This window comes from Pseudomonas sp. SWRI92 (genome assembly GCF_014268685.1).
In the GTDB taxonomy this organism is placed as follows: Bacteria; Pseudomonadota; Gammaproteobacteria; order Pseudomonadales; family Pseudomonadaceae; genus Aquipseudomonas; species Aquipseudomonas marvdashtae.
In genome coordinates this window covers 186,590-203,926 of sequence record NZ_JABWQY010000001.1, presented here as the reverse complement: position 1 = coordinate 203,926, position 17,337 = coordinate 186,590, and the positions used below count along the sequence as shown (strand labels likewise).

The 17,337-nt window shown below is 59.7% G+C and carries 16 protein-coding genes and 1 pseudogene; 4 read left to right on the top strand and 13 right to left on the bottom strand.

Annotation, left to right across the window (positions count from 1 at the left end):
- Positions 1–21 precede the first annotated feature (21 nt).
- A complete protein-coding gene (locus HU762_RS00830; RefSeq protein WP_186631581.1) occupies positions 22–1,227 on the top strand; it encodes a citrate synthase in 1,206 nt (401 codons plus the stop codon).
- A 49-nt stretch (positions 1,228–1,276) separates the two neighbouring features.
- Here the strand turns inward: HU762_RS00830 and HU762_RS00825 are convergent, their stop codons facing one another.
- The 4 genes from HU762_RS00825 to HU762_RS00810 all read right to left on the bottom strand — a co-directional run bounded on the left by HU762_RS00825 (position 1,277) and on the right by HU762_RS00810 (position 6,096).
- Positions 1,277–2,650 carry an MmgE/PrpD family protein gene (locus HU762_RS00825; RefSeq protein WP_186631578.1) on the bottom strand — a complete coding sequence of 458 codons (1,374 nt, stop codon included), beginning with the start codon at positions 2,648–2,650 and terminating at the stop codon, positions 1,277–1,279.
- Between the two features lie 76 nt (positions 2,651–2,726).
- Entirely contained in the window at positions 2,727–3,035 is a 309-nt protein-coding gene (locus HU762_RS00820; protein WP_186631574.1) for a DUF4387 domain-containing protein, read from the bottom strand.
- On the bottom strand, positions 3,032–4,525 hold the full coding sequence (locus HU762_RS00815; protein ID WP_238340322.1) for an acyclic terpene utilization AtuA family protein: 1,494 nt from the start codon (positions 4,523–4,525) through the stop codon (positions 3,032–3,034). Before HU762_RS00815 ends, HU762_RS00820 begins: the two co-directional genes overlap by 4 nt.
- A 695-nt stretch (positions 4,526–5,220) precedes the next feature.
- Complete coding sequence (locus HU762_RS00810; RefSeq protein ID WP_186631571.1) at positions 5,221–6,096, bottom strand: LysR family transcriptional regulator; 876 nt, start codon at positions 6,094–6,096, stop codon at positions 5,221–5,223.
- Positions 6,097–6,214: 118 nt separating this feature from the next.
- Between HU762_RS00810 and HU762_RS00805 the strand changes: the two genes are divergently transcribed.
- Positions 6,215–7,084: an NmrA/HSCARG family protein gene (locus HU762_RS00805; protein WP_186631568.1), complete on the top strand. Its 870-nt coding sequence runs from the start codon at positions 6,215–6,217 to the stop codon at positions 7,082–7,084.
- A gap of 296 nt (positions 7,085–7,380) precedes the next feature.
- Positions 7,381–8,937 carry a TerC family protein gene (locus HU762_RS00800; RefSeq protein WP_186631565.1) on the top strand — a complete coding sequence of 519 codons (1,557 nt, stop codon included), beginning with the start codon at positions 7,381–7,383 and terminating at the stop codon, positions 8,935–8,937.
- Between the two features lie 56 nt (positions 8,938–8,993).
- Here the strand turns inward: HU762_RS00800 and HU762_RS00795 are convergent, their stop codons facing one another.
- The 4 genes and pseudogenes from HU762_RS00795 to HU762_RS00780 all read right to left on the bottom strand — a co-directional run bounded on the left by HU762_RS00795 (position 8,994) and on the right by HU762_RS00780 (position 12,027).
- Positions 8,994–9,905, bottom strand: a complete 912-nt coding sequence (locus HU762_RS00795; protein ID WP_346656816.1) for a LysR substrate-binding domain-containing protein — start codon at positions 9,903–9,905, stop codon at positions 8,994–8,996.
- A gap of 82 nt (positions 9,906–9,987) precedes the next feature.
- Positions 9,988–10,395, bottom strand: a complete 408-nt coding sequence (locus HU762_RS00790) for a VOC family protein (RefSeq protein WP_186631562.1) — start codon at positions 10,393–10,395, stop codon at positions 9,988–9,990.
- Positions 10,396–10,450: 55 nt separating this feature from the next.
- Positions 10,451–10,843 (bottom strand): annotated as a pseudogene (locus HU762_RS00785) (YciI family protein); the annotation flags it as partial.
- A gap of 164 nt (positions 10,844–11,007) precedes the next feature.
- Positions 11,008–12,027: a substrate-binding domain-containing protein gene (locus HU762_RS00780; RefSeq protein WP_186632912.1), complete on the bottom strand. Its 1,020-nt coding sequence runs from the start codon at positions 12,025–12,027 to the stop codon at positions 11,008–11,010.
- A gap of 433 nt (positions 12,028–12,460) precedes the next feature.
- Between HU762_RS00780 and HU762_RS00775 the strand changes: the two genes are divergently transcribed.
- Positions 12,461–12,853, top strand: coding sequence for an ester cyclase (locus tag HU762_RS00775; protein WP_186631559.1), 393 nt, complete (start codon positions 12,461–12,463; stop codon positions 12,851–12,853).
- A gap of 105 nt (positions 12,854–12,958) precedes the next feature.
- Here the strand turns inward: HU762_RS00775 and HU762_RS00770 are convergent, their stop codons facing one another.
- Genes HU762_RS00770 through HU762_RS00750 form a run of 5 tightly spaced genes read right to left on the bottom strand, consistent with a single transcriptional unit; the run spans position 12,959 to position 17,324 of the window.
- Positions 12,959–13,705: an amino acid ABC transporter ATP-binding protein gene (locus HU762_RS00770; protein WP_186631556.1), complete on the bottom strand. Its 747-nt coding sequence runs from the start codon at positions 13,703–13,705 to the stop codon at positions 12,959–12,961.
- A 20-nt stretch (positions 13,706–13,725) separates the two neighbouring features.
- The gene (locus HU762_RS00765) at positions 13,726–14,466 is read right to left on the bottom strand and encodes an amino acid ABC transporter ATP-binding protein (RefSeq protein ID WP_272975766.1); all 741 of its coding nucleotides are present in this window, start codon (positions 14,464–14,466) and stop codon (positions 13,726–13,728) included.
- A complete protein-coding gene (gene argH / locus HU762_RS00760) occupies positions 14,463–15,965 on the bottom strand; it encodes an argininosuccinate lyase (RefSeq protein ID WP_186631553.1) in 1,503 nt (500 codons plus the stop codon). The genes HU762_RS00765 and argH overlap by 4 nt, the downstream gene beginning before the upstream one ends.
- Positions 15,935–16,654, bottom strand: a complete 720-nt coding sequence (locus HU762_RS00755) for an amino acid ABC transporter permease (protein ID WP_186608853.1) — start codon at positions 16,652–16,654, stop codon at positions 15,935–15,937. Before HU762_RS00755 ends, argH begins: the two co-directional genes overlap by 31 nt.
- Before the next feature lie 7 nt (positions 16,655–16,661).
- Positions 16,662–17,324, bottom strand: a complete 663-nt coding sequence (locus HU762_RS00750) for an amino acid ABC transporter permease (RefSeq protein ID WP_186631550.1) — start codon at positions 17,322–17,324, stop codon at positions 16,662–16,664.
- Positions 17,325–17,337: the final 13 nt, after the last annotated feature.

Here is a 17,337-nt window from a genome sequence, read left to right as displayed (position 1 = left end):
ATCAACCTGATCGGATTCGTCATGCCAGATCAAGAAAACCTCTACCTCTCGGCAGAGCAAGCCGCGGCCCTGCTTGGGGTCAGCCTTGCGACGCTGTACGCCTATGTCAGCCGCAAGAATATCCGCTCGATCAAGATTGCCGGTTCGCCCAAACGTCGCTACTGGGCCGAGGACATTCAGCGTTTGGTAAAAGTCCCGGCGGGCGAGAAACATGCCGCGAAACGGCTGTCGCCGTCGGACAGTGCGATTACGCTGATCACCGATGACGGGCTGTTCTACCGGGGACACGATGTCGTCGAATTGGCTGATCACGCAACGGTTGAAGAGGTCGCCGAATTGATCTGGCAAGTGCCTTCGGCCTTCGGCACGTCATTGCCTCGTGCCCCCAACGATGCTGCCAAGCTGTTGAAGATCTATGAGCACATGTCCGCACAAGAGAAAGCCATCGCGCTTTTCCCCCTGGTGCAGCGAGAAAACCCGAAGGCGTTCGATCTTTCCACCGACAGTTACGCCCGCACGGGCGCCGACGTCGTGAGATGGTTTGCCGCATTGGTGGTGGGTGCGACCGAACCGAGCACGCAACCCTTGCATGAATTCATCACCCAGGCCTGCGGCGCCCCGCCTGCCCATGCCGACCTGATCCGGCGCCTGCTGATTCTCAGTATCGATCATGAACTGGACCACGCCACCCACAGCGTCCGCGTCGCCGCCACTACCGGCGCTACGCCTTATTACGCGGTGATCGCCGGGCTTGCAGCGGCCAGGGGCCATAAGGTCGCCTACGGAAGAAATGAAGCCGCCAGCAGGATGATCGAGGAAATCTGCACGGCCCCAGACCCGGCCCAACCCATTCTGCAGCGCTACAGCCAGGAGGGGCATATCGTCGGGTTCGGCGCCAATGTCCATTCAATCAATGACCCGCGCGCCAGCAATCTCCTGGCGGCGTTGACTGCGGTATTCGACGGCGACAGCGAGTTTGCCAAGCTGCAGAAAGCCTTTTCAGTGGCCTCGGAACTCGTTGCCTACCCACCGGAATTCATTCTCATGGTGAGTTTCATTGGCCGGAAACTGGGACTGCGCGGACAGGAAATTTCCCTGGCGGGCGTCGGTCGCTCGATCGGTTGGATAGCCCACGCCAGCGAGCAATACAACCAACACCACGACGCTCGACCCCGCGCGCGGTATACGGGGACCTTGCCGACGGCGACCAGAATCGGCCGCCGTTGAGCCCCAGCTTGGCCGCTCCCTGCGAGCCCCGTTGGGAGCGCCAATCCCGTTACGAGACCGTCATCGCCGCGAATAGCGATTCGAACTCGTTTTGTTCTTCAAGCCGGGCAACGAACCCCAGCACTCGGGCCTGGGCCGTTGCGTCGATATGCGGCGCGGCCATGCGTACGAATTTTCGCTCGAAATCATGATCGTTCATCGGGGTTTCGACGGATCCGGGCCCGGTGATCATCTCACTCACCACTTGCTCGCCTGACACCAGGGTCACACTGACACGATTGGCCAGGTGCCGTGGGAACAGTGCCGTCAGCGCCGGATCCTCAGCGACGACAATCTTGTCCATCAAGGCAATCGCCGCTGGGTCGGCAATTTTTTCAGCAGAATAAGAGCCTATCGTGATGTCGCCATCGAGCAATGCCCGGGCGACGTTGTAAGGCAGGCTGTGGTCCGCCGTTTCCCTGGTTTTCGGCAACCATTTCTCCGGCGTATCGGCCAGCACTCGGCGGTTGAATTCCGAGGTTTCGATGGTAATGGCGGCAATCTCTCCCACCCCGTCGATCCGTTTGCGTAGATCCAGCGCAGCCCAGACAGCCGTATGCAGCTCGCCATTGGTGGGAAATGTCTTGGTCAGGGAGCGGCATATGGCGTAATCGCCATTGTCAGGCGTACCAAAACGATCGGTATCCAGCTCAAACGGTCCCGAAACCTGCTTGAAGAAGCCCATCTCACCTTCAAAGATCGGCGACGGCCCCGTCATGCCATGGCGCGCCAGTTGGGCGGCGAAAATGGCGTTGCGTGCGGCATTGGCTGCAGAGCAACCTTTCCAGTCGGACAACGACCCACTGCGCACCTGGCGCATCGCCAGATGCCCGCTCAGGGCAATATTGATCGCTTGCTCAGTCTGGAGCACGTCGAGTTTCATCAGGTTCGAAGCCGCCACCGCCATCGCTACATTGATGTAATTGACGTGGTCCCAGCCACGCTTGTTCAAGCTGGCCGCATCCTGCAACCGCATCTGGATCTCGTAGGCCAGGACAATGGCCGAAATCAGCTCGGCACCCGTTGCCCCCTCGGCCTGGGCCACCGCGAGGCAGGCGGGAATGTTGTCACTGGGGTGGCCCGGTTCCTTGCCCATGTAGCCGTCGTTATAGTCGAGGAAGCGGACCATCAGGCCGTTGGCGAAGGCGGCGATTTCCGGCGTCGTTTTTAAATCCGTGCCGAAGACGCTGGAGGATTTCGCGGTGTTGGCGGCGGCGTAACACACGGCAGCCGTTACCGGGTCCGCCCCATAAGCGCCCAGCACGCAGGCCAGGCTATCGATAAAGCGCTGGCGCACCAGGTGGATGATTTTTACGGGTAGCCTTTGCTTCCTGAATTCGTGGGCGTATTGCGCCAGCCGCATAGCAACGGTCGAGTCCGTCATGGTTACCTCAGGTATGGGTGGGTCAGGCCTCGTCCGTGAGGCGAACAAATCCAGGCGCCACTGGGCGTAGGGAGTCTTACTCGACCATCACGTCGAGCAGGCGGACGTATTGCTGGCCGGCATGCATGTCGCGCTCGACCATGCCCCCCTGCGGCGTTGCCCGCGGATAAGAGATCTTGACCATTTCCAGGTCGGGCACGGCAACGCGCTTGACTTGTTCGGGATCGGTGCCGTAGAGCCTCGCGAATTGCCCGGGAGAAAGTGCGGCGCAATCGGAATAACGCTCAAAGTTCTCGCGCCCATTGAAGAAGATATCGAAAGTAATCCAGAACGGCCCCGCTTGTTTGGATCGGACATGCCGACAGACATCACGCAACTTGATCACTGTGCAAGCTCCTGTATAGCCGTCGACTTGTTTGATAGATCAATCCATTTCAGACGCACCAACGCCAATGGATCTTCAAGTTGCACGACGTGATTCAACTTGAACTCGAATATCTGCCCGCGAGGTATATCGGCCGGTGTAAAGGCAAACCCATAGGAAGGCAGTTCCTTGCCCATGACACTGGGGTAATGGAAAAAATAAGGATTGCAGGCTTGAGCAATTGTATTGGCCATTTCCTGGGTCGCGGCAGTTGCGACAAACAACATACCCACTTCAGGCGGGGGCAATGTCCCGACAGCAGGCGCTGCACCCGTAACGCCATTCCATCCGTACATCCGCAGGGAAATATGAAACTCGCCCAGTTCCTCGGCGGGTATGGACTGGCGCGTTCTTATATGGAGGGCTTCGAGCAAGCGATCGTGAAAACCATCGATATCATTGAGCACATCGGGATCCTGGATGCCCACCAGCATGATCGTTTGATATAAACCAGCCGAGGCGCCTTCCAACTTCATGGTGTAGGGCATTTCTTCCCAGCACGAACCCTCCACTCGAACGGCGCGGCCATTCAGAGCGGTATAACGCGCCTGGGCAACATTCAAGATGCCGCCTGGCTCGATCAACCGGAACGGATCGCTGTTCTCGTAGAGCATGTGGGCCGATACGCTATGAGGGGTGCACTGATTGTCTTGGCTCAAGGGTTCGACTTCGAAGCCATTCGCATCAACACTCAGCAGGATGCCCGATCCAAGTGTCGGGTTGACGGCGCATTGCACGCCGCATTCACCGGTTTTGCCGGCGTGCCAGGAAGGCCCCCAAGGCGCGCCCTTCCAGATGGGATAACAGGCGATGACCGCAGTATCGGTGGAACGACCAGCCAGGATTATGTCCGCGCCAGCATCAAGGGCGGCGAGAAAGGGTTCCACCCCAAGCGCTGCGACAATGTGTTCACAATTGTCCACCGTCGCGTCTTCCAGACTTCCATGAGGCGGGAGCGGCTTGATACGACCTTCAGCGTTCAGTTTTTTAACTGTCTGCTTGTCTTGCTCGCAATAGATGAGCGCTATTTTTGGCGACACGCCCAACTCTGCAGCAATTTCAAGGGCAATATCTCGCGTCCAATCCAAGTTCAGATCACCGCCTGCCTGCCCCGCGGTGCCGACAATTATCGGCACGCCGGATTGCGCTTGGGCTTTCATTAAAATTGTCAGGTCGCGCTTGACCGCGCCTCGGTTGTTCTTGGATTTTCCAAGAGCGAGATAAGCCGCACCGCTATCGGTGGAACCGGCGTCCGAAGCAATGACTTGCGCCCCCGCCGCCAACCCATAAGCAATTTCTTCTTCGCGAACACCCGCCCCCAACGAACCACAAGGAACGATCACCTTTATGCAACCTTCAAATAACTGCCCCATAACACCCTCTTCTTGGCGATTCAGTGCGCCAATAATAGGGGCTGAAACCACGTTGACAAGTGGACAGATTTTGTCCATATAGCCCCGTCCTCGAAGACTCTTCCGCTGTAACTTCGCGAGGCTAATTGAATAACTTCGAACGACCCGAAACTTCAACTATTGGACGTGTAAACATAGGCGCCAAGGCCCGTTTCTTCACGTTAGGAACGCTGAGTTATTTTTTATAAAAACCGCTTTTTCACCGTCCCGAATATGCCGCTGAGCACCGCCTCGCAGGGGTATAAAAAATGCTTCATGGCAGCCTTCGTGGCGCCAACAAACCGTCACAGAAATGGCACCTATAAAAATTTTTAAATAAGGTGCCATTTTTCCGACAGGTGGCGCTGGCGTCCATTGCTGAAGATTCGGGGGGAAGCTCATCATCCGCCGGGTATCACTGTGCGTTCAGGCGCTCATCCGCGCTGACACAGGACGTAACTAACCGCATCGCTCGATGGAGCAACATTAGATGATGACTGTCTATTTTCTTGTCATGACGATCTGTAGTGGCATGGAAGGCTGTGTCGAAGAGCGAAGAACCGGACCCACCTATGCCTCCAGGCAAATGTGTGTCGACACGGCCAGGGAAATGGTGCCGCGCAAAGGCGTTAAATATAAATGCCGCAGTGAGCGGTTGTGGGTGACAAACGAAGTAGCACCCGCGGGAAGTTACGAAGCGGTCGTCTCTACGAAGGTGAAGGAACAGCCATAACCCTAAGTTGACGTGCAGTCTTTTATCCTTCCAGCACCAATGACATGTCCAGATACCTGGCGCACATGAAATCGACGAATGCGCGAACTTTCGGTGCCGCCAGGCGCCTGGACGTGTGCAACACCCAGAGCTGCGCTTCAACTCCCGATACCGTCCCCCATTGAACCAACTCGCCACGTGCAAGTTGGCTACCGGCGATGGATTGCGGAATGAGTGCCGCCCCACCCCCGGCGATAGCCGCGTCGCGAATCATCAGGAACGAGGAAAACCATAGCTTGGGGACAGGCTCCAGGATCAAGCGCCCGTCATCGAGATTCCAGTGGGTCGGTTGGAAGTTCGAGAACACGATACTGGGAACCGGCCTGACCGCACCGCGTGTCGGCTTGGCGATTCCTGGCGCGGCCACGACCACCAACCGGTCCTTGGCGAAACATCTTCCGACCAGACTGCTGTCCGGGCTCGGGTTGATCCGGATGGCCACATCGTATTGTTCCTCCACCAAGTCGACCAACCGATCCTCGGCCACGACATCGAGCGCAACCTGCGGGTAGGCCGCACAGAACTCAGCCCCAATGCGCCCCATCGCCAGTTGCGAAAACAACACCGGGGCAGCCACCCGCAAGCGTCCGCGCGGCGTGGACAGCCCTTCCTGCGCCGCCGCCATGGCCTCGATCACTTCGCCCAACGGGCCTTCGGTCCGGGCAATCAGCATCTCCCCAGCCTCGGTGAGCTTCAAGCCACGGGCGCTGCGCTCGATCAGCCGGACGCCCAACTGCTCCTCCAAGTCGGCAATGCGCCGCGACAAGGTCGCTTTCGATCTGCCGCTCGCCCGGCTGGCCTTTCCAAGCCCTTCATTGGTGGCGACCAAGGCGAAATCGATCAGCGCGTTCAGGTTCATGGTGTTCCATTTTCGGGACAATGTGTCTACATATTGGCGTCTTCGTTTTACACCTGCAACAACCTATCGTCCTGTCATCGGGGAACGCATTCCCTTATATCCACGACAGGAGATTCATATGAGCATCTTGATCACCGGCGCCACGGGCACCATTGGGTCACTTATCACTGCGCGGCTCGCTGAAGCGGGCGCCGAGGTAAAAGCGCTGGTGCGCCAGGCCGGCAAGCGGGACTTCCCTGCAGGCGTCACCGAAGTCATCGCAGACTTGACCGACGTACCGTCCATGCGCGCCGCGCTTTCATCGGTGCGTACGTTGTTCTTGCTGAACGCCGTCACGCCCGATGAGGTGACACAGGCACTGATCACGCTGAACCTGGCGCGCGAAGCCGGTATCGAGCGCATCGTCTACCTGTCGGTGATCCATGCCGACAAGTTCACCAACGTTCCGCACTTCACCGGCAAGCACACGGTCGAGAGGATGATCGAAAGTCACGGCGTTCCGGCAACCATTCTGCGTCCGGCTTACTTCATGCAGAACGAGCTCATGGTCCAGCAGACCATCCGTGACTACGGCGTCTACCCGATGCCGATCGGCTCGAAGGGCGTCTCGATGATCGATGCGCGCGACATCGCCGATATCGCCGTCGCCGAGTTGCTGCGACGGGACCGTGCCCCCACTGCCCTCGACCGCGTCACGCTGGAACTTGTAGGCCCGCAAGCATTGACCGGTGCAGCCGTGGCACAGGCCTGGAGCTTGGCACTGAGTCGCGAAGTCGCTTATGGCGGTGACGACGTGGCCGCATTCGAAGGACAGATGGCATCGTTCGGCCCCAGCTGGCTGGCGTACGACATGCGCCTGATGATGGCCGGCATCCAGGCCTTTGGCATGCAGGCCGAAGACGGGACGGTCGAACGGTTGCAAGCCATTCTGGGACGCCCTCTACGCACCTACGATGATTTCGTCCGCGAGGCCGCTGGCCAAGCTTGAATGCTCGGCAATGCGTCGTAAAAAGGGGAAGGCTATTGTCTTCCCCAATGACGAAGGCCAGCCTGGACGAGCGCTTCAGGCTGTCGCTCCGTCAGATCCTGTAATAAATCGTCTCGTATGAAGTGTTGGAAACCGTTGTAGGATTTCTTCCCCAATTATTGCCAGGTCTGTATGAACACGCTTCAGGAACCTCCCAGTCGCATTTCCCACAACACTGTTTTCCGCCCCCCAGCGCCGGGTACCTTCCGGTCGCAGCCCTCTCCCCTTGTACTGATCGTCCGAGGGAACGCATAACCATGGAATGGATCGTTGACCCCACGGCATGGCTCGGCCTGCTGACCTTGATTGTGCTGGAGCTGGTGCTCGGCATCGATAACCTCGTATTCATCGCCATCCTGGCTGACAAGCTCCCGCCCGAGCAGCGTGACCGTGCCCGCGTCATCGGCCTGTCCCTGGCGCTGCTGATGCGTCTTGGCCTGCTGGCCAGCATCTCTTGGATGGTGACCCTGACCAACCCGCTGTTCGAACTGTTCGACAAGACGTTCTCGGGTCGGGACTTGATCATGCTGTTCGGCGGTGTGTTCCTGTTGTTCAAGGCGACCATGGAATTGCACGAGCGGCTTGAGGGCCACGTGACGCAACGCGCCGGTAATGCCGCCTACGCGATGTTCTGGCCCATCGTCGCGCAAATTGTCGTGCTGGATGCGGTCTTTTCCCTGGATGCGGTGATTACCGCCGTGGGCATGGTGGAGCACTTGTCGGTCATGATGATCGCGGTGATTTTCTCCATCGGCTTGATGATTGTGGCAAGCAAACCGCTGACGAAATTCGTCAACGGCCATCCCACCGTTATCATGCTCTGCCTGGGCTTCCTGATGATGATCGGCTTCAGCCTCACCGCCGAGGGCCTGGGCTTTCACATCCCCAAAGGTTATTTGTACGCCGCGATTGGCTTCTCGATCCTGATCGAACTGTTCAACCAATTGGCACGCTCGCGTCGCAAGAAAAGCCTGCAAGGCCTTCTGCCGATGCGTGAGCGTACGGCTCATGCGGTGATGCGCCTGCTGGGCGGCAAACAGTTGGGTGCCGATGAAGTTGGCGAAGAAATCGCCGACATGCTGGCCGACGGTGAACACGAACAGGTTTTCCATCGACGCGAGCGGGTCATGATCAGTGGCGTGCTGCAATTGGCAGAGCGCCCGATCCGCCATGTGATGACGCCTCGTGCGCAAATCGACCATATTGACCTGGCGGACACGCCGGAACAGATCCGTACGGCGCTGATGCACTCGTCGTATTCGCGCTTGCCGTTGATTCGGGAAGGACGCGTGGATGAGCCCCTGGGCTTCGTCCACAAGAAAGAACTTCTCAAGGAAATACTGGCGGGCAACCAGCCGAACCTGGAAGCCATGGCGCGCAAAACGATCAACTTGCTCGACAGTTTCACGATCCTTAACGCGTTGGAACAGATGCGCAAGGAGTCGACCCATATCGCGTTCGTGGTGAACGAGTTCGGCGACTTCGTGGGCCTGCTCACCATGACCGACATCCTCGAGTCCATTGCCGGCGAATTGCCGGATGCCAGCGAAATCGAAGGCCCTAACATCGTCCCCCAGGAAGGCGGTTTTCTCGTCAGCGGCGCCTTGAATCTCAGTCAGATTCGCGAGCACATCGGCTTCCTGGTTGAAGCGACAGAGGATTACCAGACGCTTGCCGGGCTGGTAATGAGCCTGCTGGATCGCCTGCCGATCATTGGCGACACCCTCAGTTGGCAGGGCTGGCGCATGACCGTCGTGGAAGTTGAAGAGCGTCGGGTGACCCGGGTCTTGTTACGTGTCGAGGAGCCCGCTTGAGCCGCGCATAACTGATTGTCGGGGCTCCCCCACAAGCGCGGGGCCTCGCGCCCCGCTCATCCGCTGATGTAACGCTCCAAGCGCGCGGCCAGGAAAGACCTCAACACCTGGACCGCGGGCGTCAGTGAGGTTCGATGAGCGCAGACCAGTTGCAGCGGCGCCGGCTGGCCGTAGTCCGGCGGGAAAACTTCCACCAGGCGGCCGCCGCGAATATCGTCCATGACATCGAGCTTGGACTTGTAGACGACCCCCAGCCCCGATACCGCCCAACGCCTGACGATATCGGCATCGTCGCTGATGCGATCGCCCATGACCTGGACCATTTCCATTCCTTCGGGCGTCTGAAAACTCCAGCGCTCGAAAGTCTGTTCACCCATCACGTAACGAAGGCAATTGTGCCGGCTTAACTCCGCGGGGGTCTTCGGCAGGCCATGGCGTGCAATGTAGCCGGGGGATGCGCACACAGTCCTGCGGTTGGAAGGCGCCAGTGCCAGGGCCACGAGGCTTGAGTCAGCCAGTTGGCCATAGCGAATGCTCGCGTCCAGGTGCTCGGTGAACAGATCCGCCACCTGGTCGCTGACACGCAACTGCAACAGCACGTTGGGATGCAATTGTTGGAATTCATCCAGCCACGGCAGCAGCAGGTTGCGCCCGATATCCGAAGGCATGGACAGCCGTAGCGTCCCGGCAATTTCGTCGCGTCCCTGTGCCAGGGCCAACTCGCCATTCCCCAGTGCCTCCAGCGCTTGCCGGGCATGGGTCAGGTAACGCACACCGTCGTCCGACAAACGCAGCCGCCGCGTAGAGCGCACGAACAACCTCACCCCCAGGCTCGCTTCCAGCCGCTGCACCGCGACGCTGGCCAACGCCGGAGAGATGTCCAACAACCGCGCCGCCGCCGAAAAGCTCCCGGCGTCCGTGGTGGTCACGAACACCTGGAGGTCATCGACTCGAATGATTTTCTTCACGCTGTTGGGTGCTTTACCGGGTATGGGGTTTTCAGCGTAATGGGAAACATGGCTATTGCACAGCCTGATGCAGGATTCCTGTTTATTGCTTTCCCTCGTAATTGACCATCCAGGCAATCCCGAAACGGTCTTCGAACATGGCAAAGCGCTCCGCCCAGAACGTCTTTGCCAAGGGCATCTGCACGCTGCCACCCGCACTCAAGCCGTCGAACAACCGCTCGGCCTCCTCAGCGCTGTCGACATTGAGGGAAACCGACACGCCTTGCGGTTTGCCATACGGCTGGCCCGGCGGGCAGTCGGAGGCCATCAGGCTGAAATGGCCCACGGTCAGGCAAGTGTGCATGATCAGGTCCGCGTCCTTGGGCATGCCGACATCTTCCGGCGCCTCGGCAAAGGACATGGAAAACAACTCGCCGCCAAGCACCTCCTTGTATAACGCAAAGGCTTCCTTGCATTGGCCGTTGAAGGTCAGGTAAGGGATGATTCTCATGGTGGGATCTCCTGTTTCCGGTTTCATGATTGACCGGACATCTGCGCCCGCAAGCGTCTTCCTGCTCGCGCAACTCGGGGGTAAAGGTCTCGCCGAACTCTTCAAGTTCGAAGATCTGGCGGATTTCGATTTCACTGTCGCTGACCATCGGATTGGGGCAGCGCTTGACCCAGTCGATGGCCTCCTGCAATGACTGGACCTTGAAGATCCAGAAGCCGGCGACCAGCTCCTTGGTTTCAGCAAAGGGCCCATCGACGACGGTCCGGTCGTTGCCGGAAAATTGCACACGCACGCCTTCGGCACTGGGATGCAGGCCTTCGCCCGCGAGCATCACCCCGGCCTTGACCAGTTCTTCGTTGTAGGCGCCCATGGCCGCCAGCAGTTCTTCGCTGGGCATTTCTCCAGCTTCCGATTCCGGACTGGCCTTGACGATCACCATAAATCGCATGCTCGAACCTCCTGAGAATGGATGGATCAAGCCGCCCGTGTGGCGGCTCTACGGACTAATCGAATGACAACGGCCGGAATCGACGGGTGGGTGAAATTATTTTCGACAGGCCTTGAAGGCAAAGGAGACGGCAAGTCCCCTCTTCCGTGAGCAACGTCCAGGTCTCAGCGATTCCATTGAAATCGATAGATGTCTCGATAACCATTGGCTGGGTCATACAGGAGCTTCGTCCCGCCGTCGAACGCGATATTGTCGGCATTAACCAAGTGAACCGGTGCGACGAAGCCGCTCACCGGCTGACCTGCCAACAACCGGTTCAACTCATCGATCACCTGCCAGCCATGCAGGTTGAGTGGTTCGGCCACGGTGACCGTCTGGTAATTTTTTTCCTGTATGCGCAGGAACGCCGACGCGCTGCCGTCACCGGCGGACAGCAGGCTGATGCCGTCCCGGGGTATCGCGGCGCTGCTCAAGGCGGCAACCGAGTAATCGAAATAGATATCGTTGATGGCCAGCGCGTGGGTCCAGCGCTTGCCATGGCGCTGAAGCAGTTCCTTGGTGATCGCCGGCATCTTCTCGCGGCTCTCGGAAATCGCGACATCGCGCACCTCCAGCAACGTGCATTCCCGACAGGCCCGAATGACCTTTTCCATGGCCCTGGCTTTCGCCATGGCGATGCTGTATCTGGAATCGGTCAGGATGACCACGCCGGCCTTGCCGTTTGACTGCGCCACCGCCGCCATGGCCGTGATGCGAGCCACTTCGAGCGGGTCGGTCGTGACGTTCATGGCCATCGGCGTACCGTCAATCGGCCCGGGACGCTCCCCGGCGTGCCAACCCACCACCGGCACGCCCTTTTCTGCGAAGACGCCCAGCGCCGCCTTGTTTTCGAGGGCATCGGCACCGCACAGGATGAGGCCGTCGGGGTTCGCCGCCAGGGCATCGGAAAAGGCCTTGGCGCGCCCGGCCGGTGTTCCAGCGCCATCGAAAACCCTCAGCGTCCAGCCCATCGCCTTGGCTGCCTCGCGAGCACCCTGGGCGACGCCGACGATACCTCCGTTGCGCATATCTTCCGCGACGATGGCGATGCTCTTGCCGCGCTGGGCGCGCGGGCCGGTTTCAGGACCGCTCCAGGGAACGGCGCCGAGGGTGGCCTTGGCTACCATGTCCTGCGCTTGAGCCACGGTCACCGCAGAATTTTCCTCACCCGCCGAGGCTGGCAGGTCCTGGCCGTAGCTGGGCATTGCTGTAAAAACACCGAGAAGCGTCATTGAAACTATCCGGAGCAACCGGGACCTGATCAAACAGGTTCGATCACGTTTGATGCCTGGGTAGGGGGCGCTGGCGCGAGCATAATCTGACATGGCGTCTCTTTTTTTTATGGATGCAACGTTTACCTTCAGTGTCCGCAAGGATAGTCGCTTCTGCTGTCATCAACCCGAAAGGGAATACTAAGTTTGTAACATCCTTCCTGCCCCGGTTCTCACGAGAGACGCGATGACTCTTCCTCCCTTGCACAGCATGGACATTGGTAAAAATGCCGAGGGGCGCGCTCAGTGAACCTGCCGACGCATGACTATGCTCTTGCAATAGGCACATAGCGGAGAATCAGTTCCCATGACCTCGAATCTTGCAGATATCTACACCGACTACATCGCCTGCCTGAATGCACAGGATTGGAAGAACCTGGGCCTTTTTGTGCACCCGGAGGTGGTCCACAACGCGAGACGATTAGGATTGCATGGCTATCGAAGCATGCTGGAATCGGACTATCGAGACATTCCCGACTTGCGCTTTGAAAGTGAATTCCTGGTGATCGACCCACCCAAGTTGGCGGCTCGCCTGATGTTCAATTGCACGCCGGCTGGCGAGTTCCTGGGTCTTGCGGTCAACGGCGCACGGATCGCCTTCACGGAAAACGTTTTCTATGCATTCGAGGACGGCAGGATCCGCGAGGTCTGGTCGATTGTCGACAAACAAGCGATCGAAGCTCAGCTACAGCCGGCGTAGCGAATGCCCTGCTCGCCATTTTATCGTTCTATCGGGGCATACCCACTCTCCCCGTCAAGAAAGCCGTTTGCCGACCTCTCCCCTTGGCCTGCGGCGCAAATTCGATCAATGCAGGATCTGGCTCAGGAACAACTTGGTGCGGTCGTTTTGCGGGTTGTCGAAGAAGTCGTTCGGCGCGGCCTGTTCGACGATTTCGCCTTTGTCCATGAAGATCACGCGGTTGGCCACGGTGCGAGCGAAGCCCATTTCGTGGGTCACGCAGAGCATGGTCATGCCGTCTTCGGCCAGGCCGATCATGGTGTCCAGCACCTCTTTCACCATCTCGGGGTCGAGTGCCGAAGTCGGTTCGTCGAACAGCATGATTTTCGGCTTCATGCACAGGGCACGGGCGATGGCCACGCGCTGTTGCTGGCCGCCGGAGAGCTGGCCCGGGTATTTATGCGCCTGCTCTGGAATGCGTACGCGCGCCAGGTAATGCATGGCGATTTCCTCGGCCTTGCGCTTGGGCATCTTGCGCACCCACATCGGCGCCAGGGTGCAGTTCTGCAGGATGGTCAGGTGCGGGAACAGGTTGAAGTGCTGGAACACCATGCCGACTTCACGGCGGATGGTCTCGATCTGTTTCAGGTCCGAGGTCAGCTCGCTGCCGTCCACGACGATCTTGCCTTGCTGGTGCGCTTCAAGGCGATTCAGGCAACGAATGGTCGTTGATTTGCCGGAGCCCGACGGGCCGCACAGCACGATCCGCTCGCCCTGGCTAACGTTCAGGTTGATGTCTTTCAACACGTGGAACTGGCCGTACCATTTGTGCACGCCCTCCATGCGGATCATGCTTTCGATCACTTCATTCATCACAAGCTCCCTCCGTTGTTCTAGTGAAGGACCGCTTGCAGGAACTGCCGCGTCCGCGCTTCCTTGGGTGCGGTAAACATCTGGGATGGCGGCCCCATTTCGACAACCCGCCCGCCGTCGAAAAACACCACCCGGTCCGCCACTTCCCGGGCGAAGCCCATTTCGTGGGTCACGACGATCATGGTCATGCCTTCAGTGGCCAACCCCTTCATCACGTTCAGCACGTCGCCAACGGTTTCCGGGTCCAGCGCCGAAGTGGGTTCATCGAACAGCAGCAGCTTGGGCTTCATGGCCAGGGCGCGGACAATCGCTACCCGCTGCTGCTGGCCGCCCGAAAGCTCGGACGGATATCCTTCAGCTTTATGCCGTAGCCCGACGCGGTCCAGCAGCGCCAGCGCATCGTTTTGGGCCTGGGCCTTCGTGGCGCGCTTGAGCTTGACCGGCGCCAGGATCATGTTCGCCATCACCGACATATGCGGGAACAGCGTGTAGTCTTGGAACACCATGCCCACCTCCTCCCGCAACTTCGCCAGTGCCTTGCGATCACCAGCCTTGATCGACTCGCCATTGCCGATCACCACACTGCCTGCGGAGGGCACTTCGAGGCTGTTGAGGCAGCGAATGAAGGTGGATTTTCCTGAGCCGCTGGGGCCGATGATCACCACCACTTCACCTTCAGCAACGTCCAGGTCCACGCCCTTGACCACCTCATGGTCACCGAACCGCTTGTGCAACCCGCGTACCGTCAACATGCTCTTCATAGCCCCGCCTGTGCCCGGGTCGCCGCCTGCAGACGTTCATGGGCCGCCGCCAGGCGATCGCGACGGGCCTGGTTGGCTTGGCGCTCGGTAGCGATTCTGGCGTTGGCGCGAAGCAGACTCGGCTTGAGTGACGCCATCGATGGGCCGCCCGCGGAAGTCCGCGCCTGTACGTTGGCGGTCGGGTCGAGGCAATCGCGCACTTTCTGCGCCGGCAGGTTCAGCGCATGCCCCAGTTGCTCCAAGGCGCAGGCGTCGACCATGGCGGTGTCGATCTGGTGCGCCAACAGGCCTGCATCCATGGCCCTGCGCACCACCGCGCCCACCACATGATGGGCCTCACGGAACGACAGGTCGGCTTCCTGCACGATCAGGTCGGCCAGGCCGGTGGCGGTCGAGAAGTCCTCGCCCGCCCGGCGCACGGCCAGCTCGATGTTCGGCGTCGCGGTGCGCAACACCAGATCCAGCAGTTTCAAGCAGCGCAGGCTTTCTTCGGCGGCCTCCCAAAAGCCACGGGTGCCCTCGCGGTTGCCGTCGCCGGTGTGAGAGAAGTTGCTGCCCTTGATGCTGATGCTCGCCCCCATCAGCAGGCCGACGATGTGCCCGCTGCGGCCCTTGAGGTATTCCAGCACCGTGGGGTTTTTCTTCTGCGGCATGATGCTCGACGTCGCCGCCACGCTGTCGGGAAAATCGATCAGGCTGAATTCGTGGGTGCTCCAGACAAAATAGTCCTGCGCCACGCGGCTCCAGAACACCGCCAGCAGACTCAGGTGCGACAGGCTTTCGAGAATGAAATCCCGCGAGCCGACGGCGTCCAGGGCATTGTCCAGGTAGCCGTCGAAACCCAGCAGTTCGGCGGTACGCCCTCGGTGAATGTTGAACGGTGTCCCGGCGAAGGCCGCCGCGCCCAGCGGGCTCTGGTTCATCGATTCCAGGGTCTGGGTCAGGCGCTTGCAATCGCGGTTCAACGCCTGCTCCACCGCCGACAGGTAATAGCCGTAGGTGATCGGTTGCGCCGGTTGCAGGTGGGTATAGCCCGGCATCACCACATCGGCGAACACTTCGGCATTGTTGACGGCGGTCTGCCGGACTTCCAGCAAGGCATCGATCAAGTCCATCAGCACCTCACGGCAGCGCAGCCGGTCGAGCGTGGCGAGGATGTCGTTGCGGCTGCGGCCAGTGTGCAGGCGACCGCCGATGTCGGTGCCGATCCGCCCGATCAGGTGCGCCTCGTAGTTGAAGTATGCATCCTCGCGGGACGGGTCGAGCGTCACCTCGCCAGGTCCGGCCTCCTCCATTTCGAGAACGCCCCTGGCCAACACGGCGGCATGCTCGTTCCGGATCAGACCCTGCTCGGCAAGCATCACAATATGGGCCTTGTTGATGTTGCCCAGCAGGTCGAACCCTTCGGCGAAGCCCTGCAGGCGCGGCCGGTAGATGTACTCGTTGACTTCCGGCGCGGTGGCTTCCTTCAGGCGCCGGCTGACTTTGGATGCTTGCATGTTGAAACCTCTTTTGGAGTGGCACGCGTCACTGGGCGACCCAGCCGACGTTCGAGATAACGGCTGAGCCAGCTCAGCAGTGAACAGATGACGAAGTACACCAGCAGCACCAGGCCGTAGACCGTGAACGCGGGGCTGACGCCGGTCATGACGGTGTCGCGCTCGATGATGATCTGGCCGACTTTGAGAAACTCGCCGACGCCCACTAGCGCGCCCAGGGACGTGGCTTGTACCAGCATGGTCAGCAGACCGGTGTACGCCGGCAGAATGGCGCGCATCGACTGTGGCGCGATCACGTGCAAGTAGATTTGCCAGGGCCGCAGGCCTAGCGCCCAGGCGCTTTTCCATTGATGACGAGCCACCGACTCCAGACCACCGCGCACGATCTCTATGCCATTGGCACTGCCCCACAGGGTCAGGCCGGTGGTCACCGCGGCGAACGGGCTGAGGTCCAGGCCCAGCATCGGCGCGCCAAAAAAGATGAAGAACACGTTGACGATCAGCGGGATCGAGCGAAACAGCTCGACGTAAGCGTGGATCGTCCACCGCAACAGCCGGCTCTTGAGGGTCGCCAACACGCCGAGAACAATGGAAATCAGCGTGGTGAACAGCAGCACCACCAGCGCCAGGCGCACGGTCATCCACAGGCCCTTGCAAACGAAGGCCCAGTTTTCGATCAGAAAATTCATGCCGGCCTCAGTGTTGGAAAGGTCGTTGCAAGCGGGCCGAGAGCCGTCCCGTCAACAGTGCCAGGATTCCCACCAGCGCCAGGTAGATCACGCAGATGGCGCTGAACATTTCGATCGCACGAAAATCCGTGGCGATGCGATCCACCGCGACAAACGTCAGTTCGGCGAGGCCGATGGCCTGCAGGTAGGAGGAGTTCTTCAAGAGTGAAATGGCGGTGTTCAACATCGCCGGCAGACTGGTCCGAAAGGCGATGGGCAAGGCCACCAGGCAAAAGTAATGCGCCGGCTTGAGGCTCAGGGCGACGCTGGCTTCACGCATGCCCTGCTCCACAGTCGCCAGCCCGCCCCGCACATTCTCGATCTGATAAGCCCCGGCCCAGAGCGACAGGCACAACACCCCCGACCAGAACAGCGACAGGCCCATGCCAATGGCCGGCAGCCCGTAGAATATGAAGAACAGCTGCACCAGGATCGGCGTATTGCGGATCAGCTCCACATACAACGCCACGACCTGCGCCAGCACCGGCACCTTCATTACCCGCGCCGCGCCGCCCAGTACACCGATGAGCAACGAGCAAACGATGGCGAGCACCGACACCCGCAACGTCATCTGCACGCCGTCGAGCAGCGCCGGCCACTGGGCCAGCAGGTAGTTGAAATCGAAATCCATGGCTGACGTCCGC